This is a genomic window from Neptuniibacter sp. QD48_55, assembly GCF_047778115.1.
Classification (GTDB): Bacteria; Pseudomonadota; Gammaproteobacteria; order Pseudomonadales; family Balneatricaceae; genus Neptuniibacter.
Window position 1 is genome coordinate 1,194,784 of the sequence record NZ_CP180555.1, and the last position, 12,426, is coordinate 1,207,209.

Annotated in this window: 11 protein-coding genes; 6 read left to right on the top strand and 5 right to left on the bottom strand. The window is 45.3% G+C overall.

Annotated elements, in window-relative coordinates:
• Positions 1-28: 28 nt before the first annotated feature.
• Positions 29-1,582 (top strand): methyl-accepting chemotaxis protein, encoded by a 1,554-nt coding sequence (locus ACMXYW_RS05385; RefSeq protein WP_415905493.1) that lies wholly within the window; start codon positions 29-31, stop codon positions 1,580-1,582.
• Positions 1,583-1,669: 87 nt separating this feature from the next.
• Here ACMXYW_RS05385 and ACMXYW_RS05390 read toward each other — a convergent pair whose 3' ends face one another.
• On the bottom strand, positions 1,670-2,947 hold the full coding sequence (locus tag ACMXYW_RS05390; protein ID WP_415905494.1) for a DEAD/DEAH box helicase: 1,278 nt from the start codon (positions 2,945-2,947) through the stop codon (positions 1,670-1,672).
• 134 nt (positions 2,948-3,081) lie between these two features.
• Here ACMXYW_RS05390 and ACMXYW_RS05395 point away from each other — a divergent pair, with 134 nt between their 5' ends.
• Positions 3,082-3,519, top strand: coding sequence for a BLUF domain-containing protein (locus tag ACMXYW_RS05395; RefSeq protein WP_415905495.1), 438 nt, complete (start codon positions 3,082-3,084; stop codon positions 3,517-3,519).
• A gap of 48 nt (positions 3,520-3,567) precedes the next feature.
• Here ACMXYW_RS05395 and xthA read toward each other — a convergent pair whose 3' ends face one another.
• The gene (gene xthA / locus ACMXYW_RS05400) at positions 3,568-4,383 is read right to left on the bottom strand and encodes an exodeoxyribonuclease III (RefSeq protein WP_415898674.1); all 816 of its coding nucleotides are present in this window, start codon (positions 4,381-4,383) and stop codon (positions 3,568-3,570) included.
• Between the two features lie 175 nt (positions 4,384-4,558).
• On the opposite strand from xthA, the gene gorA reads away from it, so the two are divergent.
• Positions 4,559-5,917, top strand: coding sequence for a glutathione-disulfide reductase (gorA, locus tag ACMXYW_RS05405; protein WP_415905496.1), 1,359 nt, complete (start codon positions 4,559-4,561; stop codon positions 5,915-5,917).
• A 155-nt stretch (positions 5,918-6,072) separates the two neighbouring features.
• Positions 6,073-6,555 (top strand): GNAT family N-acetyltransferase, encoded by a 483-nt coding sequence (locus ACMXYW_RS05410; RefSeq protein WP_415905497.1) that lies wholly within the window; start codon positions 6,073-6,075, stop codon positions 6,553-6,555.
• A gap of 83 nt (positions 6,556-6,638) precedes the next feature.
• On the opposite strand, the gene chrA is transcribed toward ACMXYW_RS05410, so the two are convergent.
• Positions 6,639-7,823 carry a chromate efflux transporter gene (gene chrA / locus ACMXYW_RS05415; RefSeq protein WP_415905498.1) on the bottom strand — a complete coding sequence of 395 codons (1,185 nt, stop codon included), beginning with the start codon at positions 7,821-7,823 and terminating at the stop codon, positions 6,639-6,641.
• 40 nt (positions 7,824-7,863) lie between these two features.
• On the bottom strand, positions 7,864-9,135 hold the full coding sequence (locus ACMXYW_RS05420; protein ID WP_415905499.1) for a glycosyltransferase family 4 protein: 1,272 nt from the start codon (positions 9,133-9,135) through the stop codon (positions 7,864-7,866).
• 104 nt (positions 9,136-9,239) lie between these two features.
• On the opposite strand from ACMXYW_RS05420, the gene ACMXYW_RS05425 reads away from it, so the two are divergent.
• A complete protein-coding gene (locus ACMXYW_RS05425; RefSeq protein WP_415898669.1) occupies positions 9,240-9,773 on the top strand; it encodes a DinB family protein in 534 nt (177 codons plus the stop codon).
• Between the two features lie 72 nt (positions 9,774-9,845).
• A complete protein-coding gene (locus ACMXYW_RS05430; RefSeq protein ID WP_415905500.1) occupies positions 9,846-10,931 on the top strand; it encodes a DUF1835 domain-containing protein in 1,086 nt (361 codons plus the stop codon).
• A gap of 13 nt (positions 10,932-10,944) precedes the next feature.
• On the opposite strand, the gene ACMXYW_RS05435 is transcribed toward ACMXYW_RS05430, so the two are convergent.
• Positions 10,945-12,408 (bottom strand): HD-GYP domain-containing protein, encoded by a 1,464-nt coding sequence (locus tag ACMXYW_RS05435; protein WP_415905501.1) that lies wholly within the window; start codon positions 12,406-12,408, stop codon positions 10,945-10,947.
• Positions 12,409-12,426: the final 18 nt, after the last annotated feature.

The window sequence follows — 12,426 nt, forward strand, 5'->3', positions numbered from 1 at the left end:
ACTGCTTTATAGCGTTATGGTGCTTTCAATGAAGAAGAATTTGCCAGTCACAGACAAAGAACAAACCTTCCCAGAAAACGTAAAGCTAATTTCTACAACGGATAAGCGTGGTGTTATTACGCATTGTAATGACGCGTTTGTTCAGATTAGTGGCTTTTCTAAAGAAGAGCTTATCGGTAAATCACACAATATCGTTCGGCACCCTGATATGCCTGAAGCAGCGTTTAGCATTCTTTGGGATCATATTAAGGCCGGTAGGCCTTGGATGGGACTGGTAAAGAATCGATGTAAGAATGGTGATTATTACTGGGTTAATGCTTATGTCACGCCAATTACCCAAAATGGCGAGGTGGTTGGTTATGAATCTGTACGTGTACCTCCCAATAGGGAAGATGTAAAACGTGCCGAAAAAATATACGCCAAAATAAATAAAGGCCAGTCATTTATAAGTCCTTTGAGTGGCCGTCTTGATCAAATAGGGCTTGTTGTTGCGTTACTTGTTTCTGTCGTTGTAGGTTTTGCTATCAGTGAGGCTGCAGGGCTCTATCTGTGGTCTGTTTTGGCTTTGGGATTTGTAGGATTACAGTTGTTTGGTCGTAAAAAAGAGCTTTCATCACTTAAATCCGAACTGTCTTTAGCTTTTAGCCATCCGGTTGCCGTAGCGACATATACTGATGATCCGGTCACTTTGGGTGATGTCAGGGTGTCCATTATGAGCGAAAAGTCTCACTTAACCACGGTGTTAACCCGTATAGAAGATTCCGCTGAGAATGTTGCTAATAACGCTGATGTTGCACACTCGCTTGCACAGGAGTCAGAAATCGATATGCAGCGCCAGCAAGCCGAGACGGATCAAATTGCAGCGGCGATGCATGAGATGTCTACTACCATTTCGGAAGTTTCCGGTCATATTCAGAGTGTTGCGGACAAAGCCGATAATGCCGATAAGTTGGCCATTGAAGGGCTGAATATGTCGGATTCCAATATCCAACAGATGCTGCACCTTAAAACGACCGTTCAGGATATCTCCGATTCAGTGACCAAGTTAACTGAGGAAACTGAGGCTATAGTAAAGGCCGCCCAAGTTATTGATGATATAGCAGAGCAGACTAATCTGTTGGCGCTTAATGCTGCAATTGAGGCTGCTAGGGCGGGGGATCAAGGTCGAGGTTTTGCTGTTGTTGCAGGAGAGGTTCGAGAGCTCGCCCAGAGAACCCAATCAACCACCAAAGAGATCCACGCAATACTTCAAGGGCTACATCAGCGCTCTCAAGATGCTATCAACACTGCAGATAAAGGGCAGGTAGGTGCAGAAGAGGGATTACAGAAGGTTCTGGAATCAGAATCTATGTTTAAACAAACTTCAGAAGCTATGAGTAATATTGCTCAGATGACTTTGCAGATGGCGGCTGCTGTAGAAGAGCAAGCGCAGGTGTCAGAAGAGATTAACGGACAGATTACTAATATTTCCTCTCTGGCGACCCATTGCCTCGATAAAGTGAATCAAACTACAGGTAAAGTGGATTCGCTTACTCAGGTGGCTGCAGAGATGAAAGAGCTGGTGAACGGGTTTAAGAGATAGGCTTTGATTTAGTAGAAAGGAGCCCTCACTTAGCATTGAGGGCTTCAATTAGGGCTGAGCCGATTAAGCCTTGATCCTTAAAGGACTTTAGCTTCTACCCTTCCATGGATTAACGACGCCTTTCTTCTCAGCCGCAGCCGCTTCGCGTAGTTTGTCTTTCTTGCTCTTACGCTTACCTTTTACAGGCGCTTTACCTTTTTTTGCTAGCACCTCTTTTGGTACTTCTTTAGAGCGTTCAAAGCCTTCGACTTGCTCACGAGGTATCTTTTGCTGAGTGCGCTTTTCGATCAGTTTAAAGTGCGCGTCGCCTTCATGATCGACAAAAGAGATCGCTTCTCCAATTTCACCTGCACGGGCAGTACGACCAATACGGTGAACGTAATCGGCAGCAGCACGAGGCAGGTCGTAGTTAAGTACGCAGGGTAGGTTTGGAATATCGATACCACGGGCTGCAAGGTCTGTCGCAATCAGGATTTTGCATTCACCCGATTTAAACTCTTGTAGCGCTTGGTTACGTTCTTTCTGCGTTAGATCGCCATGTAGGGTTTTCGCTTGAATACCGGAGCGGTAAAGCTTCATCTCGACATTGTTAGCGGTACGTTTGCTGGCAACAAAGATCAGAATTTGAGCCCAATTTTGCTGTTTAAGCAGGTGTTTTAACAGCATAGTGCGGTTGTTGTGGTCTACCTCAATCGCACGTTGAACCAATTGTTCTGGAATTGTGCTCTCTTGCTCGATTTTAATTTTGACTGGGTTATCCAGAAAATCGTCGGTGAGTTCCTGTACGCCTTTTGGGAAGGTTGCTGAGAACAGCAAGTTTTGGCGTTGTTCTGGCAGTTCATCAAGGATGTCATCCAGTTCATCAGCGAAACCTAGATCCAACATGCGATCGGCTTCATCGAGTACTAGGGTACTGACGTTACGTAGATCTACAGCATTACGCTCGAAAAGATCGATCAGTCGCCCAGGTGTTGCTACCACAATATCTGCGCCACCGCGCATCGCCTGCATCTGTGCATTGATGGATACGCCGCCGTAAATCGCCAGAGACTTAAGCTTTCTTGGGAAGTTACGCCCGTATTGACGGATCGCTTCTTCCACCTGTACTGCCAGTTCACGCGTAGGCACTAATACCAGTGCGGTAACTAAGTTATTTCGTGGCGGTAGGGCTGTCGCTAGGCTTTGTAAAATCGGCAATGTAAATGCGGCGGTTTTACCGGATCCTGTTTCTGCTGCAGCTAAAACATCTTTTCCCTCTAGTGTCACAGGGATAGATTGTTGCTGAATAGGCGTAGGTTGTTCGTAGCCTAAATCAGACAGTGCAGATAGCAAGAAATCAGATAGACCGAGCGCAGAAAACGACATATTGAAGTGATAACTCAAGGTGGAAGATAAAGTGATGGGCTATTCTAACAGAAGTCGCTATCAGAAGATTGTTCTTGAGCTAGTCTGATTATAAGGAGCCAAAGTTTTGTGAGGTAATGATACTGAGGTGAAGGATGCTACATCAGTTTGTTTACATCAGTCATCAGGTTGATGAATTTACGTTGGAAGGCTTGAGAGAGCTGATGGTTCAGTCTCGGGCGAAGAATAAGCGTTTGGAGCTAACGGGGTTGTTACTATTTGATCCTCCGCTGTTCTTTCAAGTGCTTGAAGGGCCGGAAGCCTCCATTAATCAGATCGCCGCAGATATCAAAGCAGATAAGCGCCATCGAGATATGGATATCATCTACAACAATGATAATTTAGCAGAGCGCGAGTTTTCCCGTTGGCGGATGGGCTTTAGGTTTTTAGGGACAGGAGATGAATGCTCTTACCAGCATCTAGATGAACGGGTGAAGCGCTTATTGAGAATATCTAACCCGAATGGTCAGCTTGCTCATGATGCTTTGGTTGAGTTTAGCGAGATGGACGATAAGTTTTTTGATCTGCCATAAGCAGGGCTGCTTACTTTTGCTCTGTAAACCAGCCCCGAAAAAACTGAATTAAACGCTTAGCTCTGCCCAGATAGGTGCATGGTCAGATGGTTTCTCCATGCCACGAATTTCGTAATCGACGCCTGAGTCAGTGCACTTTTCTAGAAGCGGTGCTGTTAGCAGAATACCGTCGATACGCAGGCCGCGCTTTGGCTCAGCGTCAAAACCGCGAGAGCGGTAATCAAACCAGCTGAATACCTGATCTTCATCTGGATTCTGATGACGGAAGCAATCGGTTAAGCCCCAGCCTGTTAGTTTACCGTACCATTCACGCTCTTCTGGTTGGAAGCTGGCTTTACCCGTTTTTAACCAACGCTTACGGTTTGGCTCACCAATACCTATATCTTTATCTTCTGGTGAGATGTTTAGATCGCCCATCACCACAATGTTTTGATCAGGTGTGTAGTTTGTTTCTAAGTGGCTCTGTAAATCTGCATAGTACTTACGCTTAGCTGGGAATTTAACTTCATGCTCAATGTTCTCACCTTGAGGGAAGTAGCCATTCAAAACTGTCACTACGTTGCCTTCGTCAGTTTCGTAATCACCCATGATCATGCGGCGCTGAGCGTCTTCTTCGTCAGTTAAGAAGCCTTTTTGGACATTGCTTAATGGCTTTTTTGAGATCAGGCAAACACCGTAGTGACCTTTTTGTCCGTGGATCTCTACGTGATAACCCATCGCTTCAACATCTGACATTGGGAAGGCTTCGTCGTGCACTTTAGTTTCCTGCAGGCCAATAACGTCTGGCTGATACTTATCGATAACCGCTTGTAGCTGGTGAAGGCGGGAACGTAGTCCGTTAACGTTAAAGCAAATCAGTTTCATAAGGCCGCAATCCTGAACAAAAATAAAAATGGATTTTAGTGAACATTTTGCCGGATGGATACTCATAATGAATTAGTAAATTCTATTGGGATGTTTAACTTTCTTTATTAGCCTTCATATACTGGTTTAAGTACAGTGAGCACATTAAAGATTGACACAAGAAAAGGAGCCGATTGTGGCGGAATACGATTTTGATCTATTTGTAATTGGTGCGGGTTCAGGCGGTGTACGTGCGGCACGTATGGCAGCAGGCATGGGTGTTAAAGTTGCCATTGCAGAAGATCGCCACCTTGGCGGCACTTGTGTAAATGTAGGTTGTGTACCTAAAAAGCTATTTGTATACGCATCTCACTACGCAGAAAGCTTTGAAGAAGCAGCAGGTTTTGGTTTAACTCACAAAGGTATGGAGTTTGATTGGCCAACCCTACGTGACAATAAAACCAAAGAGATTGAGCGTTTAAACGGCATCTACCAAAACCTATTGGTGAACTCGGGTTGTGAGCTAATTAACGGTCGCGCAACGTTGGTCGATGCACACACAGTTGCTGTAGGCGATAAACAATACACTGCTGAGCGCATTCTAGTTGCTGTAGGTGGTTGGCCGAATATTCCGGATATTCCGGGTAAAGAGCACATCATTAGCTCTAACGAAGTGTTCTATTTAGAAGAGTTTCCTAAGCGCGCATTGATTGTAGGTGGTGGTTATATCGCAGTTGAGTTTGCTGGCATCTTTGCAGGCTTAGGTGCGCAAACAACTTTGGCTTACCGTGGTGATCTGTTCCTACGTGGTTTCGATAACGAGATCCGTGAATTCACTGCCAAAGAGGTAGCGAAGAAAGGCGTCGATCTACAGTTTAACAACAACATTGAATCGATTGAGAAACAAGCTGATGGTTCACTGCTTGCGACCATGACTGATGGTTCTGTAATCGAAGCCGATCAGATCATGTACGCAACAGGCCGTAATCCTAAGGTTCAGGGCTTGGGTCTTGAAGAGCTGGGTATCGAACAAGGCAAAAACGGCGCTATCGTGGTTAACGATGAGTTCCAGACCAATGTACCATCTGTTTACGCTGTAGGTGATGTAATAGATCGTGTTCAGCTAACGCCGGTTGCGCTTGCAGAAGGTATGGCGCTGGTTCGTAACCTATATGCAGGTGCAAACCAGAAAGTAGATTACGATCTGATCCCAACAGCTGTGTTCTGTCAGCCTAATATTGGCACTGTTGGCTTAAGCGAAGAGCAGGCGCGTGAACAGTACGACAATATTGAAGTGTACAAATCTGAGTTCCGTGCGATGAAACATACTATCAGCGGCAGTGAAGAACGTACCTTTATGAAGATGCTGGTGGATGCTGATAGCCGTAAAGTATTGGGTGTTCACATGGTTGGTCCAGATGCGGGTGAAATCATTCAAGGTATTGGTATCGCTCTTAAAGCAGGTGCAACTAAAGAGGTCTTCGATAGCACGATTGGTATCCATCCAACCGCTGCTGAAGAGTTTGTCACTATGCGTGAGCCAAGCTCAAACTAAATATCCCCTCTACGGAAAACCAAAAGCCGATGTTAAATACATCGGCTTATTTATAACTAAACTGTATTACAGATAATTATTGAAGAGCCTCATCTAACTTCGCGAAAGATTAAGCTGTTTCAGCTCCAGCGAGTTGGTTGAAAAATGAAGGTCATATGCATTATTTAGAATACGTAAAATTCACTGAGGTTGAGCCGCTAGAGTTTTTGCCGGTGTTAAATAAGCGATCGACGCGGGAGCATCTGATTGGTCATGAGCTGTTTAACCTTGAAATGGTGACTGAATGGATTCAGGAGAAAATTGAGGTCGATGCTGTTGAGGGATGTAAGGTTAGAGTGATCAAAGTTAAGAACACACTAGCTGGTTGGTGCGGTATACAGTTGGAAGAAGGAAAATACGAGATCGCTATTGTCATCGACGATAGCTTTTGGGGGATTGGAAAGCAGATATTTCGTGAGATTCTGCGTTGGGCTAAAGAGCTTGGCCATAAAACGATCTTTATTCATTTCCTTCACACGCGACCTGAATATAAATTTTTAAAGAAGCTGTCGAAAAATGTATATGAGAGAGAGCTTTTGGGAAGTAAGTTTCTGACTTATGAGCTAGAGGTTGATCGCATTCAAGATGGTGTCCTTTGATTTGGACTGAGCTTTTTTTGTTGAAAATAGTTCCGAAAAGAGAGTTAAAAAGCCCAGACCTAGAATGACCAGAAAGACAACTGTTAGAAGAAGGCCCATCCAGCGATTGCAAACCCTGCTACTAGCGCCAAAATCGGCGGCTTAAATTTTTGTAAGGTAAAGAAGCCAATAATCACCAATGCCATATCTAATCCAGAAGTTACGCTGGTGATAAAGACTGGTTGATACAAAGCCGAAAGCAGCAAACCTACAACGGCTGCATTGATACCCCAAACGGCACCTGCAATTTTAGGTTTCGCCGCTAATGATTCCCATGCACCTTGTAAGCTCAGTACCAGTAAAAAACCCGGTAGAAAAACAGCTAGCGTTGCTACGATAGCCCCCATCAGCGCTGCATTGCTTTGCATATCCGCTCCAAGGAAGGTCGCAAGGGTAAACATTGGGCCGGGGATCGCTTGAGCTGCAGCATAGCCAACGATAAAGCGATCTGGATCTACCGCTTCGCCAAGGGTCTGTTGCAGAAGGGGCAAGACAACATGACCACCACCAAACACTAAACTACCCGCTTGGTAAAACGCGCTAAAGAGTGCTGCCCAGTCAGAAACAAGGGCGAATAGTGGCATCAGAATAAACAGAAGGCCGAAGATGATTAACGGCAGTTTTGCCGGTTGTTCTGTTTTTGTAATTTCTTCTTCTGATTCTTTGTCAGTTGAAGTTGGTTCCGCTTTTTTTAGGTAGATACCTACAGCCGCCGCAATAAGCAATACGGCCATTTGCGTCCACAAAGAGGGGGCTACTAGAAGAGCCCCAGCGGTAAAGATAGCAATGCTGAGTGATTGGTTATCTTTGCAGAAATTGCGTTGCATACTCAGCGTTGCATCTGCAACCACAATAACAGCTAAGAGTTTGAGGCCATGAACGGCACCGGTTAGAAAACTACCGCTGTTTTGGGTATCAGTTGTGGCAAGCAGATAGAGAATGAGAAAAGAGGGCAGCGTGAAGCCAAGGAAAGCAGCAATGCCGCCGTAAAGGCCTGCTTGTCTTAGACCAAGTGCAAAACCCACTTGGCTTGATCCTGGACCAGGTAGAAATTGGCTAAGGGCAACTAACCTTGCGTAGGAATCCTGATCGATCCATTTTTTTTCTTGTACAAAGGCTTTTTGAAAGTAACCGATATGTGCAGCAGGGCCGCCAAAGCTGGTGCAGCCCAATAATAGGAATCGCCAAAAGACTTCCCAAACCTTGTCCATATTCTGTCCTTTACTCATCTAAAAAATCTTAGCAGAGTAAAGCAGCACTGTGACAAGTTTATGACTTTTCTTGATTGTCTAGCGTACTTTCCAGCTTATTTTTCGCCGTTATCCATTGGGACATATATTGGGTGCTTTTAAGGCTGTGATGATTAAGCATGGCCCCAGTGAAATTTTGTAGGCGATGTTGCGCTAGGTTTTCCAACAGCGCTTTAATACGTGAAATCAGAGCTGGCCCTGTTTGGTTACCATCGTATCTATCTTGTAATAGCGCTTTGTTATTTTGCCGAGCGTGTTGCCATACTTGTTGATCTAGATATAGCTCTACCGCGGCTTCGATAAAGGCGTCATCGCTATCAGCAATCGCTCCCGGCCATTGGCTCGGATCGGATAGCATTCCTTCACTACCTATAGATGTAGTTATGCTTGGCGTGCCGCAGACCATTGCATCCAGCAACTTACCTTTTATACCAGCGCCAAAACGTAGCGGGGCAAGGCAAACGCGGGCTGACTTAAATGTATCGTAGGCATCTTCTGCCCAGCCTTTGATAAGGAAGCCGGTTTTAGGGTTGTTTAACGCTGTGGCTTTAGGTGGTGGGTAAGATCCCCATATATGCAGCTCAGCATCGGTTTCGCCGCGTTCTTTTAGGCGCTGGCGTATCTGCGGCCACAGTCTTTGCATCTCCAGCACAGAATCCCAATTAGGCGCATGGCGGAAGTTTCCAATCATCATAAAGTGAGCGCGCTCTTCAAAGCATGGAACCTGATGTGGCAGCTTATCCAGATCAAGCATAAAAGGCAGATGATGGAACTGTTGCTCTGGTACCGAGAACTGGTTTTTTAAAAGCTCTATTTCGTAATCGGAGATGATGAGCGAAAGGTCGGAACGATAGATCGCTGCGATCTCTCGTTTGGCTAGATCAGAGTATAGATCTGTTAGCGTCATCTCGCGGTTTTGCTTAACGGCTTGATGACGGGCATTACGCAGACATTGCAGATCTTCAGTATCCAAAATGCGTAGGGCATTTGGGCAGTTCTTTTCCACGCGCCAGCCAAATTGCTCTTCCATCATAAAGCGGTCGAACATCACGATATCGGGATTGAGGTCGCTGACGAACTGATCGAAGCAGTCACTGTTAAGTTGGATGTTACAGTGAGCAATGCCTTCATCATCTAGGTTGATCATATGCTCTGTAGTTTGTGCTGGGCTGGCAAAGGTGACCTCCCAGCCTTGCTGTTTGTAAAGGCGTAACAGTGAAAGCATATGCGTTCCGGCAGCAGAAGAATTGGGTTCTGGCCAGACATAGCCGATCACTAGAACGTTAAGCATAAGATTAACCTGAAAAGAAAAAACAGCATTCTACCTTTTATTTGTAAGGTTTCTATAAGTTGTCATCTTTTGCTGTTTAAATGGATGAATTCTAAGGAGGAACTATGACACTGAAAGACCAGTTTGAGCTGATGGCTCGTTATAACCAATGGATGAATGAAAGTATCTACGAAGCCGCAAGCGAGCTTGAAGAGGGAGAAGTTAGTAAAGATCAAGGAGCTTTTTTTGGGTCTATTTTAGCTACGCTTAACCATATTTTGGTGGGCGATATTATCTGGTTAAAACGTTTTGCCGATCACCCATCAGCTTACAAAAGTTTAGAAGAAGTAAGAGCGATGGAGCGCCCAGCCAAACTAAGCACGGTCGTTTATTCCGATTTTGAAGAACTGCGTGATGCGCGTTACTTGCTTGATCGTGCCATTGTCGAATTATGCGATGAGATCGAAGTGTATGATCTGAACCACTCCTTGGTTTACTGCAATATGCAGGGTAATAAGTTTGAAAAGCGTTTTGGCTATCTGATGCAGCATTTCTTTAACCATCAAACCCATCACCGCGGGCAGGTGAGTACGATGCTGAGCCAAAAGGGGCTCGATCTGGCGGTTACTGATCTACTTGCGGTTATCCCAGAAGCCTAACGTTATAGGTTAAAATCGCTTATGCTGTAAATCAGGTTTAGGGGCACTGATTAAGCATTCAAGGAGTAGAGAGTGAAGTTACATATCACAAATGGCGATTGCGCCGGGGATATGCTGCAGGAAGCAGAAGGCATTGATGGCGAAGTATTGTGTTGGCGAGACCTGTTACATGATGGCCCAGTTTTAAGCCAACCTACCTTAAATCGCGAGGCGCGGATTAATTTTTTAGCCGAGCTATTAGTTAACAGTGATCTGGATATTGATGATCCCAAAGCGCTTGTGACCAAAGACTTTAACGAGCGTGATCAAGTTTTAGCGCGTGTAGCAGATTTCGATGAAATTGTTCTCTGGTTCGAGCATGATCTATACGATCAACTGCAGTTGTTAGATGTTTGTCAGCACCTCTATTCACAGTTCGATCAATTACAGAAGCTTTCTATCATCTGTATTGATGATCACCCTTTAGTTCCTTTCTTTCATGGCTTCGGTAATCTCACCCCGGAGATGTTGGTAGGCCTCTATCCGGGTCGAAAGCCACTCACAATAGAGCAACTTAAGTTAGCTACTGATATCTGGTCCGCTCTAACCGCTGCTAGCCCTGAACGATTAGCCGAATATGCAGCTGAACCAGTTGCAGGCTGGCCTTATATGCAAAAGGCATTAAGGCGCTTTTGCTGCGAGTTTCCAGCTTTAGAAACGGGTTTAACGTTAACTCAGACCTATCTTCTTCTGACGCTTTTAAAAGCGCCGGATGAGCTGCCCGCCTTGGAAGTGCATCTAGCTTTGCTGGAACAGCATGGCAGACTACCAGAAGGTGTGACAGCGCAAAGTCGTTATTACGAAATACTGTCAGGCCCGGCGACTTTTCAGCGAATTTTCCATCATCTACAGCGATTAGAAGTGGATCCATTTATGGGGGACTTATCGGTCAAACATGAGCTGAATCGTTTGATCGGGGCGGAAGAACCTTACGTGAGTGTGACTGAAGGTGAGCCAGCGGTTTATTCCCTGACTGCCGCAGGTGCTGAGGCGCTACAAGGAATAAGGCACTGGCAGCAAGGAAATCATTATGGATTATGGCGAGGAGGTGTCGAGATCACGGATGATAACCTATGGCTGTGGGACCAACAGCACAAGCAGTTTTCGTTACACGCATAAGCTTATGTAGAGCTTATGCGGCAACGGTATTCTCATCGCTATATTGCGCGGCAATCTCTTTAAACTCGGTTTCTAAGTCTAAGAAGGCTTCGACCACTTCTGGATCAAAGTGATTGCCTTTACCTTCAACGATAATATCTCTAGCCTTTTCGTGACTGAATGCAGGTTTGTAGACGCGTTTAGATATAAGGGCATCATAGACATCAGCTACGGCCATTAGGCGACCTGAGAGTGGGATCTCCTCGCCCTGTAAGCCGTTAGGGTAGCCTTTGCCGTCCCACTTCTCGTGATGGGTTAAGCTAATTTCACGAGCAATCCTTAAGAAAGAGTTACTACCCAATTGGTTCTCAGCGACTTCTAAAGCATCTGCCCCAATCTGCGGGTGCTGCTTCATAATGTCGAACTCTTCATCAGTCAGCTTACCTGGTTTTAGTAGGATGCTATCTGGAATACCAACTTTACCAACATCGTGTAGTGGTGCTGATTTGTATAGAAGTTCGATTGTTTCTGACGTTAGATAATCAGTGTGCTTAGGATTTTGGCGTAACTTAATGGCTAAAGCGCGCACATAGTTTTGGGTACGTAATATATGCCCGCCGGTTTCGTTATCGCGGGTTTCAGCTAAGCTGGCTAAACCTAAGATACTGGCATCACGTGTCACGTTTAGCTCGCGTGTACGTTGCGCAAGTGAGCTGATCATCTGGTTGGTATGCAGTGCCATCAAACCAAATTCATCATTGGTGGTAACCGGCACTTCTGTATTTAACTCGCCTAGGGATACCTGTTCGAGCGTACTGTTTTCGGCTTGAATAAAGAACTTGAGGTTACGCGCGTAGCCTAAAATGATAGTTAAGATATATGCCATGACTACACCGACGACAAACACTATCTCCGTCAGGATATAGCGCTGAGAGGTTTCTAGAGGAATGCTATCACCTGTGTGGATTAGCCACTCCAAGTCTTTATTAATTACCAAGAAAACTACGCCAATCACTGAGATAGCACAGATAGTGGCAAACCAAGTGAATTTTTTCGTGAGCGGGTAGGGCGAGCTATCAGGCTCTAAATGTTCTTTCTGTGCTTGTAAGCATTGAGCTAGCTTATGTTCTTTGAATAGGGCTAAATCACAAGAGATTAGGTAACCCAGTACGCCCATGCCGACTAACACTTTGCCCGCGCTTTCAAACGGAAATTCATAAATCAGTGTGTTGAACAGGCCAAGTAGAATTGAGCAACCGATAAATAAACCAAGATCGACTTTGAACTGGAAGCTAACTTTGGTTTTTAACGGCTGCTTTTGAATCTGCCCTTCAAGCAGGTATCTAAGGCTGCCCTGTATAATAAACGTCACTAATATGGGCAAGAGCAGTTGCGCGGTGGTGAGAGAATCTAAGAACGGACATACCTGAACGCCATAGATGGAGAACAGCGTCATTGCGATCAAGTAGTGGATTATGGTGCGCTTTGTTGTAGTCATCAGTCCATTAAACACGAA

Bases quoted from the DNA above. Each gene is read 5' to 3' on its own strand.
- ACMXYW_RS05435 (WP_415905501.1), bottom strand. From the start codon at position 12,408: ATGACTACAACAAAGCGCACCATAATCCACTACTTGATCGCAATGACG.
- ACMXYW_RS05395 (WP_415905495.1), top strand. From the start codon at position 3,082: ATGCTACATCAGTTTGTTTACATCAGTCATCAGGTTGATGAATTTACG.
- ACMXYW_RS05420 (WP_415905499.1), bottom strand. From the start codon at position 9,135: ATGCTTAACGTTCTAGTGATCGGCTATGTCTGGCCAGAACCCAATTCT.
- ACMXYW_RS05385 (WP_415905493.1), top strand. From the start codon at position 29: ATGAAGAAGAATTTGCCAGTCACAGACAAAGAACAAACCTTCCCAGAA.
- chrA (WP_415905498.1), bottom strand. From the start codon at position 7,823: ATGAGTAAAGGACAGAATATGGACAAGGTTTGGGAAGTCTTTTGGCGA.
- ACMXYW_RS05390 (WP_415905494.1), bottom strand. From the start codon at position 2,947: ATGTCGTTTTCTGCGCTCGGTCTATCTGATTTCTTGCTATCTGCACTG.
- ACMXYW_RS05425 (WP_415898669.1), top strand. From the start codon at position 9,240: ATGACACTGAAAGACCAGTTTGAGCTGATGGCTCGTTATAACCAATGG.
- xthA (WP_415898674.1), bottom strand. From the start codon at position 4,383: ATGAAACTGATTTGCTTTAACGTTAACGGACTACGTTCCCGCCTTCAC.
- ACMXYW_RS05410 (WP_415905497.1), top strand. From the start codon at position 6,073: ATGCATTATTTAGAATACGTAAAATTCACTGAGGTTGAGCCGCTAGAG.